Here is a 17,753-nt window from a genome sequence, read left to right on the forward strand (position 1 = left end):
CTGCGGGTACCGAAGATGTAGGGCAAAACCGAGCTACCGCTCAGCGTGCAGCGGCAGAATACGGGGAGGAAGCACGGGTGCAAGGGAGCGAAATTCCATGACCACGATCCAGAAGAACCCGACGACGAGCACACCGGTCGACCACGGCGTCGACGCCGACATCGCCGCGATGCAGCAGTACTTCGACAGTCCCCGATTCGAGGGCATCACCCGGCTCTACAGCGCCCGTCAAGTCGTCGAACAGCGCGGCACCATTCCCGCCGACTACACCGTCGCGCGGGAAGCGGCTACCGCGTTCTACGCACGGCTGCGCGAGCTGTTCGCCGCGAAGAAGAGCATCACCACCTTCGGGCCGTACTCGCCCGGCCAGGCCGTCGTGATGAAGCGAGTCGGCATCGAGGGCATCTACCTGGGCGGCTGGGCGACCTCGGCGAAGGGGTCCATCACCGAGGACCCGGGGCCCGACCTGGCCAGCTACCCGCTCAGCCAGGTGCCCGACGAGGCAGCGGGGCTGGTGCGTGCCCTGCTGACCGCAGACCGCAACCAGCAGTATCTGCGCCTGCAGATGACGCCGGAGCAGCGCGCCGCCACACCCGCGGTGGACTACCGGCCCTTCATCATCGCCGACGCCGACACCGGCCACGGCGGTGATCCGCACGTGCGCAACCTGATCCGCCGCTTCGTCGAAGCAGGCGTTCCCGGCTACCACATCGAGGATCAGCGTCCCGGCACCAAGAAGTGCGGACACCAGGGCGGCAAGGTGCTGGTGCCCTCCGACGAGCAGATCAAGCGGCTCAACACCGCCCGCTTCCAGCTGGACCTGATGGGCGTGCCCGGCATCATCGTCGCGCGCACCGACGCCGAGGCGGCCAACCTGGTGGAGAGCCGCGGCGACGAGCGCGACCAGCCGTTCATCCTGGGCACCACCAATTTGAGGATCCCGTCCTACAAGGCCTGTTTCCTGGCGATGACGCGCCAGCTCCACAACTCCGGCATCACCGAGATCAACGGTCACCTGCTCTATGCCCTGCCCGAGGGCGAGTACGCCGCCGCCGACGCCTGGCTGGAACGCGCCGGAGTCACCGCCTTGATCACCGAGGCTGCCCGGGGCTGGAACAGCGACGGGAGCAGATCCGTCGATGGCATCTTCGACGAGATCGAGTCGAAGTTCGTGGAGGCCTGGCAGAACGACGCCGGGCTGATGACGTTCGCGGACGCCGTCGCCGAGATGCTCGAGTTCGCCGAACGCGAAGGCGAACCCAAAGACATGACCGCGGACCAGTGGCGCGAATTCGCCGCCCGCGCGCCGCTTTACACCGCGCGGGCCAAGGCCGCCGAACTCAACGCCGATCCCGGCTGGGACTGCGAACGGGCCAAGACCCCCGAGGGCTACTTTCAGGTGCGCGGCGGCATTCCCTATGCGATCGCGAAGTCCCTGGCCGCGGCACCGTTCGCCGACCTGCTGTGGATGGAGACCAAGACCGCGGACCTGGCCGATGCCCGCGAGTTCGCCGAGGCGATCCACGCGCAGTTCCCCGACCAGATGCTGGCCTACAACCTGTCCCCGTCGTTCAACTGGGACACCACGGGCATGACCGACGACGAGATGCGGGCCTTCCCCGCCGAGCTCGGCAAGATGGGCTTCGTCTTCAACTTCATCACCTACGGCGGTCACCAGGTGGACGGTGTGGCCTCCGAGGAGTTCGCGGCCACCCTGTTGCAGGACGGCATGCTGGCACTGGCGCGCCTGCAGCGCAAGATGCGCCTGGTGGAGTCGCCCTACCGCACACCGCAGACGCTGGTCGGCGGGCCCCGCAGCGACGCCGCGCTGGCCGCGTCGTCGGGCCGCACGGCCACCACCAAGGCGATGGGCGCCGGCTCCACCCAGCATCAACACCTGGTGCAGACCGAGGTGCCCAAGAAGCTGCTCGAGGATTGGCTGGCGCTGTGGGCGCAGCATTACCAGCTCGGTGAGAACCTGCGGGTACAGCTGCGGCCGACGCGTCCCGGCTCCGATGTGCTGGAACTGGGGATCTACGGCGACGGCGACGAGAAGCTCGCCAACGTCATCGTCGACCCGATCAAGGACCGGCACGGCCGCAGCATCTTGACGGTGCGCGACCAGAACACCTTCGCCGAGAAGCTGCGCCAGAAGCGGCTGATGGATCTGGCGCACCTGTGGCTGATCCACCGGTTCAAGGCCGCGGCGGTGCACTATGTCACCCCCACCCAGGACAACCTGTACCAGACCCAGAAGATGAAGGAGCACGGCATCTTCAGCAGCGTCAACCAAGAGGTCGGCGAGATCATCGTCGCCGACGTCAACCAGCCGCGCATCGACGAGCTGCTGGCATCCGACCGGGAGGCGCTGGGCAAGCTGATCACGAAAGAGGTCTGAGCACCACTACTCGGGCCAGCTGTTGCCGAGAATCGTCTCCACGAAGTCCTGACGGACAAACGACGGGTCGAAGTGTGCGAGCACGTCGGCGTTCACCGTGCCGAATGTGCTGTCCGGGCGCTGTTTGAAGCCGTCATTGAAGGCGTGCAGGATGCGCCGTTTGAAGTCGGGCCGCGGGTGCGCCGTGGTCACCGCCGCACGCAGGTCCGCGGTCAAGTCGTCACGGCCGAACCCGAGCACATCGGTCTCGACACCGGCGGTGACCAGGGCGATCTCCGGGTCCAAGAATTCGGGGATGCCCGGCGTGGTGTGCAGCGCGATGCTCAGCCACACCTTGCGGGCCTCGGCTTCGTCGATGCCGCGTTCCAGCAGGAAGGCGCGGGCGGCGTTGGCACCGTCGACCTCGAAGCGCAGTTGCGACTCGCGGTAACGGTCGGTCAGGCCCAGGTCGTGAAACATGGCCCCGACATACAGCAGTTCCAAGTCGGGTGTCAGACCGCGCCGGCGGCCCTGCAGCGCCCCGAACAGGTACACCCGGCGCGAGTGGTGGAACAGCAGGTCGTCTTCGGCGTCACGAATGTATTCGGTGGTCTCGCGCACCAGGGCGGTGTCGGGGATGACGACGCCGGCGATGGTCTCAACTGCTCTGGTCATTGATCTGGTTCCCTTCTCTCACGACGGGTGCTTATCCGGCGAGGCTTCCGCCGCCGTCTACTCCGATGGTCTGCCCGGTGATGTATTCGGCGTCCTCGTCCAACAGGAAGCAGATCGTATGTGCGATCTCGGCCGGCCTTCCGACGCGGCCCATCGGAATGTTGTGCAGCAGTGCGCTTTCCCGCTCTGACCCCACCGGGCTGCGCTCGCGGTACATCTCAGTCTCTGTGGGGCCGGGCGCCACCGCGTTCACGGTGATTCCGGTCTGGGCGAGTTCGCGCGCCCAGATTCGCGTACAGGCTTCCAGCGCCGCCTTGGCGGCCGCATAAGGCGTACGTTCCTGCGTACCGCGCGTGGTCAGGCTCGTGACGTTGACGATGCGCCCCCAGCCGCGGTCGATCATGCCCGGCAACATCGCCTGAACCACCTGTACGGCGGTGCGCACGTTCATGTCGTAGGTCTCAAACAGGTGATCGAGGTCCACCGAGCCGATCCGGCCGAAGTGCGCGAAGCCCACGTTGTTCACGACCGCGTCGACCGTGCCGTCGGCGAGGATCGTCCCCAGGGTGCTCGCGGTGGCCGAGCGGTCAGCCAGGTCTACCGAGTAGATCGCTCCCGGGAAGTCGCGCGGTGTGCTGCGGGCGATGCCGATCGGCTCGAAGCCGTTGGCTGCCAGGCGGTCTGCGACGGCGCGCCCGATGCCCTTGGATGCACCGGTGATCAACACGCGCCGTATGGGGGTCGTCTCTGGCATCGGGGTTTCTCTCCAATCGCCTCTCGCCGTCCAGTCTGGGCGGTGATCAGGGGAACCAGCCGTGGCTGATCTGCCGCATATCCCACAGATTCAGACAAACGCCGGACCGGAACACGTGGCTGAATCTGTGGGAACGACGACGGATTTGACCGTCGCGGCAGCCTCAGAGCCGCACCAGACTGGCGGCAGTTCGCCCACGTGGGGGCGGGGCGATCGAGTGGGAGGAGGAGGCCATGCGCCTAGTAGTCGCCCTGACCGGAGCAACCGGCGCCGTCTTGGGCATCCGACTGTTGGAAACGCTTGGCGAGTTGGGGGTGGAGACGCACCTGATCCTCAGCGAGTGGGCACGGGCGACGATCAAGATCGAGACCGATGCCACCGTGGCCGAGGTCCGCGCCCTGGCGACCCACAGCTACAGTGCCAGGGACCTTGCGGCAAGCATTTCCAGCGGGTCGTTTCGCACCGACAGCATGGTGGTGTGCCCGTGCAGCATGAAGACGTTGAGCGCTATCCGAATCGGCTTCAGCGACAACCTGATCACGCGGGCCGCTGATGTCACGCTCAAGGAGCGACGCAAGCTGATCCTGGTCACCCGGGAGGCGCCGCTTAGTGAGATACACCTGGAGAACATGCACTACCTGGCGCGTTCCGGCGCGGTGATCTTCCCGCCGACCGTCGCCTACTACGGACGACCCAGCTCCATCGACGAGGTGACCGACTACGTGGTCGGCCGCGTCATCGACCAACTCGGAATCGAGCACTCATTGATCGACCGTTGGAAAGACGATCCGAGCCCAGATCCGGATCGCGACGTGACCGACCGCCCAGCCGACGAGTCGACACCACTGAAGATCGTGAGGACTGCGAAATGACATCCGCCGCAGGACTTCCCGCTCTCGCTGACATCGCCGAACCAGACGCGACCGGTCCGGATATGCGCAGTTGGCTCGTCACCCTGGAGGCTGCGGACCAGTTGCGCCGGATCGCCGTTCCCGTCGACTGGAACGAGGAGATCGGCGCGATCACCCGCGCCAACCTCTCTCTGGGCGGGCCCGCATTGCTCTTCGAGAACATTGTCGGCCACACCAGCACCCGATGCACCAAGCTCGTGACGTCGGCGCTCGGGAGCCGACGCCAGATCCGGCTCATGCTGGGGCTGCCCGAGGACACCAGCGATTCACAGATCGTCGCGCACCTTCGCGACGCTTTCAAGAAGCCCATTCCGCCGCGCGTGGTCGAGACCGGCCCGGTCAAGGAGAACATCGTCGAGGGCGCCGACATCAACCTGCATGAGCTGCCGGTGCCCAAGTGGCACGGCGAAGACGGCGGCCGCTACATCGACACCTACTGCGGTGTGGTCACCCAGGACACGGTGACGGGCCGCGACAACATCGGCCTGTACCGGGGCATGATCGTGGGCCGCGACAAGATCGCCAAACTCCTGGTTCCGAGCCAGGGCTGGGGCGGCCATATGGCGGAATACAAGCCGGAGCCGATGCCGGTTGCCGTCGTCTACGGCTGGCACGACGTGCTGCCGTTCTGCGCCGGCAGCCCGTTCCCGAAGAGCGTATGTGAATGGGACATGATGGGCGCCTTACTCGGTCGCCCGGTGGATCTGGTCGCCTGCGAATCGGTTCCCCTGCACGTACCGGCAACGGCCGAGATCGTGGTCGAAGGCTATATCGATCCGGACCCGGCAAGCTTCGTCATGGAGGGCCCGTTCGCGGAGTACCCCGGATTCATCGGCGATGCCGCACCCGCACCCGTATTGCGGGTCACCCGTATCACCCACCGCAATGATCCGCTGTTACGCGGAACCCTCGAGGGCATCCGGCCCGGAATGCTGAACGAGGACAGCATCATCAATTTCGCACGGTCGGCGATCACCTGGAACACGCTCGACGATCTCGGGATCGGTGGCATCACCGACCTCTGGATGACGGAGGTCACCAACGGTCAGAACACCCTGGTGCAGATTCAAAAGCGCTACCGGGGCCATCCGCAACAGATCGCCGCGGCGCTGTGGGGAACCGGCGGTGCGGTGTGGTTCCACAAGAATGTGGTGGTCGTCGAGGAGGACATCGATGTGCATGACCCGGCAGCGCTGGACTGGGCCATGTCGCACCGAGTCAACGCCGGCCTGGGCGATATCGCCTTCTTCGGGCCGGGATTCGGGTCCTCATTGGATCCGTCGACTCCGCCGGAACGCAACGACGCCAACAAGTACGGCGCGGGCGAATGGACCCGGGTGCTCGTCGACGCGACCCGCAGCTGGGAGATCGAGCCCCGCGACGTGTGGGGCGGGCGCCGGTTCCCGCCGACCGACCGGCTCGCTCCCGAACTGGAGGCCCGAATTGCAGCGCGGTGGGAAGAGTATGGGATCGGTATCCCCTACCTCGACGAAGCGGGACGCGAAATGCTGACCCTGGAGAAGCTGAGCAGACGGTTTCCGGCGGTGTAGGACCGTGGCAGCGATCTCAGCGGACCGTCGTGCGGAACCGATCCCGGTAGGCCTTCGGCGACACGCCCAAGTGCTCGGTGAACACCCGGCGCAGTGTCTCCGCGCTGCCGAACCCTGCTCGGTGCGCGGACTCGGTGACGCTGTGGCCCGCGTCGAGCGCGGCGCGGGCGGCATCGATGCGCACCGTCTCGACGTAACGGGCCGGGGTGGTCCCGAGTTCGGACTGAAACAGCCGGGTCAGTTGCCGGCTGCTCAACGCGGCGCGTCTGGCGAGAGCGTTCACGCTGTGGTCGTCGGCCGGGTCGGCCGCGATCGCATCGGTGACCTTGCGCAGCGCAGACTCCGGGGGCGGATCCGCCTCGACCAGAGTGGAGAATTGTGACTGTCCGCCAGCGCGTTTCAGATAGACCACCAGCCATCGCGCGACCTCGCGAACCAGCTTGCTGCCGTGATCCATTTCGACCAACGCCAACGCGAGGTCGACACCGGCTGACACACCGGCCGAGGTGTATACGTCGCCGTCACGGATGAAGATGGCATCCGGCTCGACCGCGATGTCGGGAAATGCCCGCGCCAGCAATCTGGCCTCGTGCCAGTGGGTGGTGGCACGACGGCCGCTGAGCACGCCGGCCTGGGCCAGGATGAACGACCCGGTGCAGATGGACGCCAAGCGGCGGGTTCGGCCGGCAACCGACCTGACGGCTTCGACCAGTGCAGGATCGAGGGGGCGCCTGGGCAGATTGTCGCCGCCGGCGACCATGACGGTGTCGGCGGACGCGATGTCGGCAAGACGGTCGGTGACGCCGAGCCGGGCGCCGATAGAGGTCGTCACATCGTGGCCATCCACCGAGGCGATCTTGACCACGTAATCCGCGCCAAACCGATTGGCTTCGACGAAGACTTCTGCTGCCCCGGCGACGTCGAGCATCGTCACTTCATCGAAGACGACGATCACCACCAGCCGCGAGCCGGCGCAGGTGTCAGTCACGCAGCCATTATGTCGCGTTCGCCGGGGTACGGGCGGCGAGAGCCAAGCTCCCGAACAGGCCGCTAGCGGCGGATGCCCGCAATGGTGTCGGCCAGTGTTTCCCGGGGGGTTCGGAACACGATCCCGAAATCGCGCTCGGCCGGCGAGTCATCGGAGTCGGGCATCTGGGTGTAGTACTGCATGCCGGCCTCGGTGAACGGGGTCGCGATGGGAAGCGTCTGCTGCACCTGGTCGAGGATCCAGCCCGTCCAGCGCAAGGCGACATCGGGTACCGGCACCGTCACCATGGGTGATCCCGACACGTCGGCGAGCAGCCTCGCCAGGTGTCCCGGGGGCACCCGCCGGCCGCCGGCCATGTAGCGCCGCGGGCCACGTCCGGGTTCCAGCAGCGCGAGGTGCAGTGCCGCCAGATCACGCACATCGATCACCAGCCACGCCGCGCCGCGCCCGGGGATGACGTGCATCTCCAGCGCGGTCCGTACCCCTTCTCCGGCCTCGCCGAGCCGATCCCCGACCGGCGGTCCGAGCACCATTCCCGGATAGGTGATGTTGACCGGGGCGCCGGCGTCCTGCAGCCCCCGCGCATAGAGTTCTTCGCGGGCTTTCGACTGGCCGTAGCCGTCGGCGCCGCCGGCCACCGGCAGGTCGGCCCGCAGCATCTTCAGGCCCGGGTGGAACAGCGCGGTGAAGCTGGAGACATGAATGATCGGATCCAGCCCCAACTCGACCGCTCCCCCGAGCACGTGGTGTGCCCCCGCCGAGTTGGTGGTCAGCATCTGCGCCGTCTGGCGGGGATCGGTGGCGACCACAGCCGCGGCGTGCACCACCGCGTCGCAGCCCCGCAGGGCCTGGCGCACCGACTGTGCGTCGGTGATGTCGCCGACGACATGGTCCGAGACGTCGACACCCAACCGCGCCACACTGCTGTGCAGGCCTGCCGGATTGCGGACCAGGAATCGCACCCGGTGTCCCGCGTCGGCGATCGCCTTGGCGGTCCAGCCGCCCACGAATCCGGTTCCGCCGGTGATCAGTACCCGCATCGCGCCCCCCTTCTCACGATCTTCGCGCACCCCCCCGGTGGATCAGACCCGTTTGGGCAACTGGTCGGCGATCAGCGGCGCGATCTTGTCGGCCATGTAGGCGTGGCCGGCGTCGGTGGGATGCACCCCGTCCGGGCCGATCAGGTCAGGCAGGCCGACGAACCACCGCTCGGCGAGCGGGTCGATGAACACCGCACCCACGACGCGGGCCTCGGTGCTGAGGATGTCGCGGATTCGCCAGATATTGCCCGGCACATCGGCGGTGGGCCACGGCGGTCCGATCACGAGCATCCGCGCACCCGGCGCCGTCCGGCGAGCCAGCCCCAACGCGTCGGCGATCATGCGGGTCAGCTGGCCCGGCTCGACATCCTGATCGTTACGCGAGCCGAAGAACACCACCAGCGCGTCCTCGGGTCGCACCGCACGGGAGGTCAGGTCCTCGAACAATGCGCCCCGGTTGCCGCGCACGCCGTATCCCGCACCGCCTTCCGCCGCTACGTCGGCGCTGACGAAGACCCCGCGGCCGGCCAGGTTCTGCCAGGTCCGCTCGGTCCAGTTCGCCGCGCCGCGCCCGGTGTCCTGATACCCGGAGGTGTAGGAGTCGCCGATCACCGCGATCCGATTCGGCGTGGCGCTCAGCGGGACCGTGGCCAGGTGACGCGTCGGGGACTGCCCGCGTGCCACGTAGCCGGTGGCCGCGACGACCGCGACGACGCCGGTCACCATCACCGCGGCGAATGCCCACACCCGACTCACTGCCACCTCCCCTGTCCTCAGCGCAGAGTAGCCGGGACCTCGAGCGGGACCTCCCCGAGTACACCGTCCTCCGGGCCGGGACAACTGTCCGGCGAATCGTTCGGCTCGACCGCCAGGGGGTCTTCTGCCGGGGCCGCCGGTGCGGGCTCCGGGCGCGCGCCGATCATTTTGCGCATCCAATGCCGGCCCGGCTCCTCCACCCCGTGGAACAGCAGCACCGACAGCAGCGTCGCCGCCGCCAGCACCGCCGCCACCGCCCATTTGGCGGCGGACGTCCCCTCGCCGAGCACGATCTCGAACTGCAGGACGGCCCAGTTCCAGGACGTGTGCACCAGCTCGTGAACCATGTACAGGCAGAACGAGATCTGCCCGCCGTAGACCAGCACCCGGGTGGACAGCAGCGCGGGCAGGCTGCCGATGCCGATGGCCAGGCACATCACCAACGGCACGAACAAGACGTCGACCAGGCCTCCGCTGTCATAGAGCCCGGAGATCGGATGGCTGTCGAAGAAGTACAGAACACCGACCATCGCAACCACGAGCAGTGCCGAGCCGAATCCGGCGGCTCGCCGGGCCGCGTCGCTCAGCCCCTGCGGCTCGATCTTGCGCACCGCCGCGCAGGCCAGGGCGCCCGCGGTGAACTGCATGACGATGCGCGGCAACCAACTCCAGGGGCTGTAGAACTGGCCGGTGGCAAGCAACAGCAGCAGCGGCGGAAGCGAGGCGATGACGGCCAGCGCCGCCAGCCCGCGCGCCGAGGTGACCCGCATCGCCCGGAAGACCAGCAGTACCAGTCCGGCGAACAACAGGTAGGCCAGCCACTCTGCGCTGATGGACCAGGCCGGACCGTCCCAGCTCGACCCGTCGAAGAAGGGCTCGAACCACAGCTGCACCAGCAGAACCTGACGCACGTAGCTGACCGCGGTGATCCGGCTGAGGTCCTCGGTGGGAACATGCCCAACGTGCAGGGTGAAGATCACCCACAGCAGCGCCAGGTGCAAGGTGACCAGGTAGATGGGCCAGACCCGGGCGAGCCGCAGCCATAGGAAGTGCAGCGTGGCACGGGCCGAGAAGGTCTCGCCCATCCGTTCCAGGTAGTTCCAGGTCAGAACGAAGCCACTGAGGATGAAGAACAGGTCGACGCCCTGGGCGCCCCGGTCGAGCACCGGCGCGAGCGCGTCGCTGACCGCCGGCGATGCCAGCTGCAGCAGCGGGCGGAAATGAAACAGCACCACCCATACCGCGGCGACGATGCGAAGCCCGGTCAGGGCCTTGATCTCTCCGGTGCGCACAACACTCTTTCGCCGGTGGGCTCCGCTTGTCCAGACTGCCTCGGGTGCGGGCCCGTCGAGATGCCTCGACGATCAGCAGCCACAACCCGGTAGCCGGCAGCCCTCGCAGACTAGCAGCGCAGAATGCCCGGGAGAAGTTGTCGGCCGGTGCGTCGGCGACGATGTGCGGCAGGGCGTTATGAATACTGTAGCGATGCCAGACGACTACCAGGTGGGACGCGGAATCGCCGACATCACCGGCGAACCGGCCGAATGCGGAATGCTCGGCTACGGAGTGGCCTCCCAGCAGACCGACGGGATACACAATCGGCTGCGCGCCCGCGCCTTCGTCATCGCCGACGCCGCCGCCGGCAACCGGCTGCTGCTGGTGGTCTGCGAGATTCCACTGCTGGTCGAAAGCATTCACCACGCGGTGTTGGGTCGCCTGGCCGACACCTACGGCCAGCTGTACACCTTTGCCAACGTGATGCTGACCGCGACGCACACCCATTGCGGCCCCGGCGGCTACTCGGATCACCGCCTGTACAACTCCAACACCCACGGGTTCCGGCAACAGACGTTCGACGCGATCGTCGACGGAATCTGTGAAGCAGTGGACCGGGCCCATGCCGACCTGGCGCCGGCCAGCCTGAGCCTTGCCGTGGGCCGGTTGCATGACGCCAGCAGCAATCGGTCGCCGTCGGCGTTCGCCCGCAACCCCGAGGCCGATCGCGCCCACTTCCCCGACAAGATCGACCCCCAGACCACCTTGCTGCGCATCGAACGCGATGGCCGACTGGTCGGGGCGGTGAACTGGTTCGCCACCCACGGCACGTCCATGACCAACCGCAACACCTTGATCAGCGGGGACAACAAGGGGTATGCGGCCTACCAGTGCGAGCGCCTCGACCACGGCGTCGACTACCTGTCGCCGGCCCCACCGGATTTCATCGCGGCCTTCGCCCAGACCAACTCCGGGGACATGTCGCCCAACCTCAACCACCGCCCCGGCAGCGGCCCCACCGAGGACGAATTCGAGAACACCCGCATCATCGGGGGCCGCCAGGCCACCGCGGCCACCGAACTGACCCGCGGGCACGGCACCGAGGTGACCGGCGGGATTGACTTCCGCGCCACCTATGTGGACCTGACCGACTTCGAGGTGCGGCCGGAATTCACCGGGGACGGCCGAGCCCACCGCACCGGTCCCGCGTTGGCGGGGACGTCGTGTCTGGCCGGCACCGACGAAGGCGCCGGGCCGCTGTATCCGCTGTTGAAGCAGGGCCGCAACCGTCTTTTCGACGGACTGGTGGCCAACACGGTTTTCCGCCTCTCGCCGCGACTGCGCGACGCGCACGCCCCCAAGGGCGCCGTGGGTCCCGGGATCCGGCTGAACAAGGCGTTGTCGCTGCTGATGCCCGAGGGCGGCCCGGTGCAGCTGCTGCGCATCGGTCAGCTGTATCTGATCGGCATTCCCGCCGAAGTCACCATTGTGGCGGGCCTGCGGCTGCGCCGCACCGTGGCCGAGATCGTGGGCGCCGAGCTGCGCGACGTGCTGGTGGCCGGCTACAGCAACGGCTACCTGCATTACGTCACGACGCCGGAGGAATACGACGAGCAACGTTACGAAGGCGGCAGCACCCTGTTCGGCCGCTGGGAGCTGCCGGCCCTGCAGCAGGTGGTGGCGGAACTGGCCACCGCGATGCGCGAGCAGCGACCCGCCCCCGACGGCAGGCGGCCCGCCGAGCCGTCCCGCCGCCGGCGCTCACGGCGCCGGCTTAAGCCCGATGCGCCGGCCCCCGGCCAGCGGTTCGGCGACGTCGTGGCGGCCCCGGAGCGCGAATACCGGCCCGGGGCCACGGTGTCGGCGGTGTTCACCGGCGCCTACCCGAACAACGACCTGCATCGCGGCGGCACCTACGTGCGGGTGGAGCGACAGACTGCCGGAGGCTGGGACACGGTGGCCGACGACAGCGACTGGTCGACGACGTTCCGCTGGCGCCGCAGCGGACGGCGCGGGTCGACCATCACGGTGACCTGGACGATCCCCGACGATGTCGCCGGTGGGCGGTACCGCCTGCGCTACGACGGCGACGCGCGGGACGCCGATGGGCACATCACCGCGTTCACCGGAGTCACCGACCCGTTCGATATCTCACCAAAGCGTTAATCGGTCGCCCAAGACGCCTTAACTTCGCCGCATACCGTCGGAAACATCGAGGTCGGCGCACCCGCCGACAGCGATCCACAGGAAGGTGGGGGCTGGTATGGCAATCGACATCACCACTCGGGGCGCGGCACGGATCAACCCGGTCGTCGAGTGCGGCGGAGCACAGATTCGAGCGCACTACCGTCACCTCGCGACGGTGATCACGGTCCGGGGCCGGATCGACGCCACCAACGTGGACCAACTCAGCGAACACGCCCGGCGATTCGTCCTTGCCAACGAAACTCTGGTGCTGGATCTGAGCGGCGTCACCTCGTTCGCCGCCGCCGGCATCTGGTTGCTGTGCGTGCTCGACGGCGACTGCCGCGCCGCCGGCGTCGAGTGGACTCTGATCGAGAGCTCTTCGGTGCACGAACTGCTCGGCGACTTCGACGAGGACGCCATGTTCCCGACGTCGCCCTCGGTGGACCAGGCGCTGCACGCCCTTGCCGACGGCAACGACCAGCGCCGTCAGGCGCTGCTGCCCCTGTTCGAGAAGTCGGCCTGATCCGACCCGCCTGAGCCGGCTCCCCGGAGCACGGGTCCCCCAGAGATAGGTCTGCAGAGATAGGTCGTCGTCTCGCCACCGCGCTGCGCTGGTGGCCGTTGGCCGGTGTGCTGGCGACCTTGGCACTGGGCGCGGCAGTGGGGCGCGGGTCGACGCCCTTCGACAGCTGGTTCAGCCGCGCCACCGGCGCACTGCTCGGCGCACAGCCCCGATGGATGTTGGTCTTCACCAGCGGATGGCTGGTCCTGGCGGTGTCGCTGGCCAGCGTCGCGGTGGCCCTGTATCGCCGGCAGTGGGTGCTGGCAGCGGCGGTGCTGGCCTGCCCGCTGGCCGCGACGGCCGTGACTGCGGCGCTCAAGCACGTCTTCGACCGGCGCAACGGGCCCTACCTCGAATACCCCAGCGGCCATACCGCGCTGTTGGTGTCGGTGCTGGGCATGATGGTCGTGGTGGCAGCCGTGCGGCAGTGGGCGCTGCTGACCGCCGCGGTGGTGAGCCTGCTGGGCATGCTGGGGCTGGTGGCCTGCGGTTACCACTTCTTCACCGACACGGTGGGGGCGGCGATGCTCGCCACCGCGCTGGTCGGCGCAACGGCTCGGTTAACGTCTGCCTGTGATCGTGCTGCTGCCCCCATCGGAGACCAAACGTGCCGGCGGTGACGGCCCACCGTTGCGCCTCGAGGCCCTGGCTGCTCCGCAACTGAACGACACGAGAGCCGAACTCCTCGAGGCGCTGGTCGGCCTGGCCGCCGACCCCGACGCCAGCCGCAGCGCCTTGGGGCTGTCGGCGTCGCAGGACGCCGAGATCGAACGCAACGCCGCGCTCCGGCTCGCTCCCACCGCGCCGGCGATCAACCGATACACCGGCGTGCTTTACGAAGCGCTCGACGTCGACTCGCTGCGCGGTGCGGCAGCCGCCCGGGCCGCCGCGCGGCTGGCTGTCGGCTCCGCCCTGTTCGGACTGCTGCGGGCCACCGACCCGGTGCCCGCCTACCGGCTGTCGGCGACGTCGAAGCTGCCCGGACGGCCGGGGCTGACCAAACTGTGGCGCCCCGTGCTGGAGCCGGTGCTGGCCGAGATCGCCGAAGCCCAGCTGGTGGTCGACCTGAGGTCCGGGTCCTATGCGGCGCTGGCCGCCATCCCCGGAGCCGTTCGTGTCGACGTGATCGCCGAGCACCCCGATGGCCGGCGGGTCTCGGTGAGCCACTTCAACAAGGCCCATAAAGGCCGGCTGGCGCGGGCCCTGGCCACCACCAGGACCGAACCGCAGGACGCTTCGGCGGTCGCGACGGTGGCACGCCGGGCCGGGATGCGGGTGGAACGCGAAGATCGGCGGTTGACGATTGTGGTGCCGGCCTGAGGCGCGACAATGGGCGCATGCGCAGTCTGCGGATGATGATCGTCATGGCGATGCTGCTGACCGGTGCCTCGGGTACCGCGACCGCCGATCCCGGGACCGAGGTGTCGCCGGCGGCCCGCGCGGCCGGATTCGTCGACGTGCGCAGCGCGGTGCCCGACGCGATCATCGATCTGCGTTACGCCACCGCGAACAACTTCGTCGGGGAACGCCTCTACCCGGCCAACGCCCGGTGTCTGGTGCACGAATCACTGGCCCCGGGACTGGCGACGGCGGCAGCCGCGCTGCGCAGCCGGGGCCGGACCCTGGTGTTCTGGGACTGTTACCGGCCGCACCAGGTGCAGGTGCGGATGTTCGAGGTGGTGCCGAACCCGAACTGGGTCGCCCGGCCCGGCACCTTGGCCCGCAGCCATGAGACCGGGCGCTCGGTCGACGTGACGACCGCCGACGCCCACCGTCGGCTCTCGGACATGGGCACCGGGTTCGACGACTTCTCCCCGAACTCCGCGGCTTTCGCCGAGGGCATCAGCGCGCGTGCCGCCGCCGAGCGTGCCCTGCTGCGGGATGCGATGCGCGCCGGTGGCCTGGACTACTACGCCGGCGAATGGTGGCACTTCAACGGACCCGGCGCCCAGGTGGGGCGGCCCATCCTCGACGTGGCGGTCAACTAGGTTCCGGCGGTGTCGCCAGGTGGCGCTCCACCGATTCGACCTTGGCGGTCATCGCATCCACCGCGCCGTCCCGCCAGTCGGCTTTGATGACGGTGCTCACCCGAGGTGAGCGCGCCGCCACCGCTTCAACGGCCCGCTGCACCACCGCCATCGCCTCGGCCCAGCTGTCGCTTTCGATCACGGTGAACATCGCATCGGTGTGGTTGGGCAGACCGGACTCCCGAACGACCCGGACCGCTTCGGCGACGATCTCGCCGACTCCCTCGCCCACTCCCAACGGCGTCACCGAGAACGCCACGAGCACCGACACCGCGATCACCCCTCCTTGCCCCCGCTGCAGCGAGCCTACCTAGCATCGAGGCCGTGCGAGTTCTGGTTCAGCGGGTCCTGTCAGCCCGGGTCAGCGTGGACGGTCGCACGGTCGGGGCGATCGATCCACCGGGCCAGGGCCTGCTCGCCCTGGTTGGCGTGACCCACACCGACGACGCCGCCATAGCGCAGCGCCTGGCCGAAAAGCTCTGGCAATTGCGCATTCTCGACGATCAGAAGTCCGCTGCCGATGTCGGCGCACCGATTCTGGTGGTCAGTCAGTTCACGCTGTACGCCGACACCGCCAAGGGCCGGCGCCCGTCGTGGAATGCGGCCGCGCCGGGCCCGGTCGCCCAACCGCTGGTCGCCGAGTTCGCCGCGGCGCTGCAACGTTTGGGCGCGCAGGTGGCGACCGGGCAGTTCGGGGCGCATATGCAGGTGGAGTCGGTCAACGACGGTCCGGTGACCGTCCTGCTCGAACTGTGAGCCACAAACCGCGATACGCCAGGCCCGGCGGACGCTAACGTGGCCGGATGACTACAGCAGCAAAGGTCCGTTGCGCCGTCTACGCGGTGATCGCCGTCGCCGCGTTGGTGGCCACCTGGACGCAGAACCTGGCCTACAACGGCGCCGACACGTCCTTCTCCCGGTTCCTGCCCGACACCGCGGTCACCGCCGCGTCGCGCTCGATCACCGCCGACATCCTGCTGCTGTTCCTGGCCGCGGCCATCTTGATGGTCACCGAAGCCCGCAAACACAACGTGCGGTATGTCTGGGCCTACATCGTCGGCGGATTCCTGGTGGCGATCAGCGTGACCTTCCCGCTGTTTCTGATCGCCCGCGAACGACGGCTGGCGGCCGAGGACGCGCAGGCGCCGCAACTGGGTGCGGTCGACAAGGCACTGCTGGCCGTGGTCACGCTGGTGCTGGTGGGAGCCACCGTATGGGTCGGGGCGCAATAGCCGGCTGATAGGTGTGCGGCAGCCGGTCAGCCCCTCAGCGATACCGGCGGCCGGTAGACGCCCACCAGGCTGCGATGCCACCATGCCCCGTCGCGTCGCCGCTCGGCCCAGGTGGTGAAGCGGTAGTCGTAGAGCAATATCCGCACGAAGTGCGGCGGGGTGTCGGGAAACGGGTTGCGTCCCAACAGGCGCAGGGTGTCGCGGTCATTGCGCAGCAGGCGTTGCAGCAACGCCTCGCACCACGGTTGCCCGTACCGGGGCGAGAGCGCGGCGAACCACATCAGCCAGTCCAGCCGGAGGTGGTACGGCGCCCACTGGCGTGGGCATCGCTGCACCGCACCGGGTTTTCCCTTGAACTGGTATTCCCGCCATGCGGTCCGTTCGGTGAGCGCGGCGTCGGTGGTCCCCTCGATCACCAGTTCTGCACGGAAGCGCCCCACGGTGCCGAACGCACCGTAGGTGTTGACCAGATGCAACGGATTGAAGCTGGCATTCATCCGCTGACTCCGCGACGCCATGTTGCGCACCGGCCAGTAACTCAGTATCAGCGTGGTCGCGGCGAACGCCATGACCAGGCCGGCGAACCACAGCGGGGCCTGCGGCATCGGCGGCGGCTGCAAGTCCGCAATCCGTTCGGTGAACCACGCCTGGTCGACGGCGCTGGCGGCAAGCACGATCGTGATCCAGTTCAGCCAGGCGAAGTTTCCCGAGGCCACCAGCCATAGCTGGGTGACGATGATGATCCCGGCGGCTACTCCGGCGATGGGCTGGGGGGCGAACAGCCCGAACGGGACCACGAGTTGAGCGACGTGGTTTCCCGCTGCCTCGATGCGGTGCAGCGGTTTGGGCAGGTGGTGGAAGAACCAGCTCAACGGCCCGGGCATCGGCTGGGTCTCGTGGTGGTAGTACAGGCAGGTCAGGTCGCGCCAGCAGGAGTCGCCGCGCAACTTGATCAGCCCCGCACCGAACTCGATCCGAAACAGCAGCCACCGCGCCAGCCACAGGACCAGCACCGGTGGCGCAACCCGGTCGTTGCCCAAGAACACGGCCAAGAGCCCGCATTCCAGCAGGATCGACTCCCAGCCGAACGCGTACCAGGTCTGCCCGACGTTCACGATCGACAGGTACAGCGCCCACAGCGCCAGCCAGATCACCATCACCGCCCACAGCGGGACCAGCTCCCCGGCGCCGGCCACCAAGGCTGCGGCCACGCCGGCCCCAAGCCAGCACAGGCCGGCGAAGAGGCGATCAGAGTAGTGCAGATGAAAGAGGCTGGGGGCCTGCCGGAATGAGCGCCGGCGCAGGTACCGCGGGACCGGCAGCATGCCGTGTTCCCCGATCAGGGCGCGAAACTGGCGGGCGGCGGCCACAAAGGCGATGACGTAGACGGCCGCGATGCCGCGTTCGAGCACCATGCGG

The 17,753-nt window shown here is 68.1% G+C and carries 18 protein-coding genes; 10 read left to right on the forward strand and 8 right to left on the reverse strand.

Annotated features, from left to right (window positions below):
- Positions 1-97: 97 nt before the first annotated feature.
- Positions 98-2,398, forward strand: coding sequence for an isocitrate lyase ICL2 (aceA, locus tag AWC02_RS13005; RefSeq protein WP_085129172.1), 2,301 nt, complete (start codon positions 98-100; stop codon positions 2,396-2,398).
- 6 nt (positions 2,399-2,404) lie between these two features.
- Here the strand turns inward: aceA and AWC02_RS13010 are convergent, their stop codons facing one another.
- Both AWC02_RS13010 and AWC02_RS13015 read right to left on the reverse strand, forming a co-directional pair.
- Positions 2,405-3,052 carry an HD domain-containing protein gene (locus AWC02_RS13010; RefSeq protein WP_085129173.1) on the reverse strand — a complete coding sequence of 216 codons (648 nt, stop codon included), beginning with the start codon at positions 3,050-3,052 and terminating at the stop codon, positions 2,405-2,407.
- Positions 3,053-3,083: 31 nt separating this feature from the next.
- Positions 3,084-3,806, reverse strand: a complete 723-nt coding sequence (locus AWC02_RS13015) for an SDR family oxidoreductase (protein WP_085129174.1) — start codon at positions 3,804-3,806, stop codon at positions 3,084-3,086.
- A gap of 233 nt (positions 3,807-4,039) precedes the next feature.
- Here AWC02_RS13015 and AWC02_RS13020 point away from each other — a divergent pair, with 233 nt between their 5' ends.
- Both AWC02_RS13020 and AWC02_RS13025 read left to right on the forward strand, forming a co-directional pair.
- Complete coding sequence (locus AWC02_RS13020; RefSeq protein WP_085129175.1) at positions 4,040-4,678, forward strand: UbiX family flavin prenyltransferase; 639 nt, start codon at positions 4,040-4,042, stop codon at positions 4,676-4,678.
- The gene (locus AWC02_RS13025) at positions 4,675-6,267 is read left to right on the forward strand and encodes a UbiD family decarboxylase (protein ID WP_085129176.1); all 1,593 of its coding nucleotides are present in this window, start codon (positions 4,675-4,677) and stop codon (positions 6,265-6,267) included. The genes AWC02_RS13020 and AWC02_RS13025 overlap by 4 nt, the downstream gene beginning before the upstream one ends.
- Before the next feature lie 16 nt (positions 6,268-6,283).
- On the opposite strand, the gene AWC02_RS13030 is transcribed toward AWC02_RS13025, so the two are convergent.
- The 4 genes from AWC02_RS13030 to AWC02_RS13045 all read right to left on the reverse strand — a co-directional run bounded on the left by AWC02_RS13030 (position 6,284) and on the right by AWC02_RS13045 (position 10,343).
- Positions 6,284-7,255 (reverse strand): GlxA family transcriptional regulator, encoded by a 972-nt coding sequence (locus tag AWC02_RS13030; protein WP_272818989.1) that lies wholly within the window; start codon positions 7,253-7,255, stop codon positions 6,284-6,286.
- Between the two features lie 62 nt (positions 7,256-7,317).
- A complete protein-coding gene (locus AWC02_RS13035) occupies positions 7,318-8,295 on the reverse strand; it encodes an NAD-dependent epimerase/dehydratase family protein (RefSeq protein WP_085129259.1) in 978 nt (325 codons plus the stop codon).
- A gap of 42 nt (positions 8,296-8,337) precedes the next feature.
- Positions 8,338-9,021 (reverse strand): Rv0518 family GDSL lipase, encoded by a 684-nt coding sequence (locus AWC02_RS13040; RefSeq protein ID WP_085129260.1) that lies wholly within the window; start codon positions 9,019-9,021, stop codon positions 8,338-8,340.
- 47 nt (positions 9,022-9,068) lie between these two features.
- Positions 9,069-10,343, reverse strand: a complete 1,275-nt coding sequence (locus tag AWC02_RS13045; RefSeq protein ID WP_085129177.1) for an acyltransferase family protein — start codon at positions 10,341-10,343, stop codon at positions 9,069-9,071.
- Positions 10,344-10,536: 193 nt separating this feature from the next.
- On the opposite strand from AWC02_RS13045, the gene AWC02_RS13050 reads away from it, so the two are divergent.
- The 5 genes from AWC02_RS13050 to AWC02_RS13070 all read left to right on the forward strand — a co-directional run bounded on the left by AWC02_RS13050 (position 10,537) and on the right by AWC02_RS13070 (position 15,063).
- Positions 10,537-12,492, forward strand: a complete 1,956-nt coding sequence (locus AWC02_RS13050; protein ID WP_085129178.1) for a neutral/alkaline non-lysosomal ceramidase N-terminal domain-containing protein — start codon at positions 10,537-10,539, stop codon at positions 12,490-12,492.
- 97 nt (positions 12,493-12,589) lie between these two features.
- The gene (locus AWC02_RS13055) at positions 12,590-13,036 is read left to right on the forward strand and encodes an STAS domain-containing protein (protein ID WP_085129179.1); all 447 of its coding nucleotides are present in this window, start codon (positions 12,590-12,592) and stop codon (positions 13,034-13,036) included.
- Positions 13,037-13,143: 107 nt separating this feature from the next.
- A complete protein-coding gene (locus AWC02_RS13060; protein WP_085129261.1) occupies positions 13,144-13,695 on the forward strand; it encodes a phosphatase PAP2 family protein in 552 nt (183 codons plus the stop codon).
- The gene (yaaA, locus tag AWC02_RS13065; protein ID WP_085129180.1) at positions 13,649-14,395 is read left to right on the forward strand and encodes a peroxide stress protein YaaA; all 747 of its coding nucleotides are present in this window, start codon (positions 13,649-13,651) and stop codon (positions 14,393-14,395) included. The genes AWC02_RS13060 and yaaA overlap by 47 nt, the downstream gene beginning before the upstream one ends.
- A gap of 17 nt (positions 14,396-14,412) precedes the next feature.
- Positions 14,413-15,063 carry a M15 family metallopeptidase gene (locus AWC02_RS13070; RefSeq protein WP_085129181.1) on the forward strand — a complete coding sequence of 217 codons (651 nt, stop codon included), beginning with the start codon at positions 14,413-14,415 and terminating at the stop codon, positions 15,061-15,063.
- Here the strand turns inward: AWC02_RS13070 and AWC02_RS13075 are convergent.
- A complete protein-coding gene (locus tag AWC02_RS13075) occupies positions 15,056-15,373 on the reverse strand; it encodes an MTH1187 family thiamine-binding protein (protein ID WP_085129262.1) in 318 nt (105 codons plus the stop codon). The two genes, AWC02_RS13070 and AWC02_RS13075, sit on opposite strands and share 8 nt — an antisense overlap.
- A 53-nt stretch (positions 15,374-15,426) precedes the next feature.
- Between AWC02_RS13075 and dtd the strand changes: the two genes are divergently transcribed.
- Positions 15,427-15,858 (forward strand): D-aminoacyl-tRNA deacylase, encoded by a 432-nt coding sequence (gene dtd, locus AWC02_RS13080; protein WP_085129182.1) that lies wholly within the window; start codon positions 15,427-15,429, stop codon positions 15,856-15,858.
- A gap of 47 nt (positions 15,859-15,905) precedes the next feature.
- Positions 15,906-16,334: a DUF2834 domain-containing protein gene (locus AWC02_RS13085; RefSeq protein WP_085129183.1), complete on the forward strand. Its 429-nt coding sequence runs from the start codon at positions 15,906-15,908 to the stop codon at positions 16,332-16,334.
- A gap of 26 nt (positions 16,335-16,360) precedes the next feature.
- Here the strand turns inward: AWC02_RS13085 and AWC02_RS13090 are convergent, their stop codons facing one another.
- On the reverse strand, positions 16,361-17,749 hold the full coding sequence (locus AWC02_RS13090; RefSeq protein ID WP_085129263.1) for a lipase maturation factor family protein: 1,389 nt from the start codon (positions 17,747-17,749) through the stop codon (positions 16,361-16,363).
- Positions 17,750-17,753: the final 4 nt, after the last annotated feature.

It is taken from the genome of Mycolicibacter engbaekii (assembly GCF_002101585.1).
GTDB lineage: Bacteria > Actinomycetota > Actinomycetes > Mycobacteriales > Mycobacteriaceae > Mycobacterium > Mycobacterium engbaekii.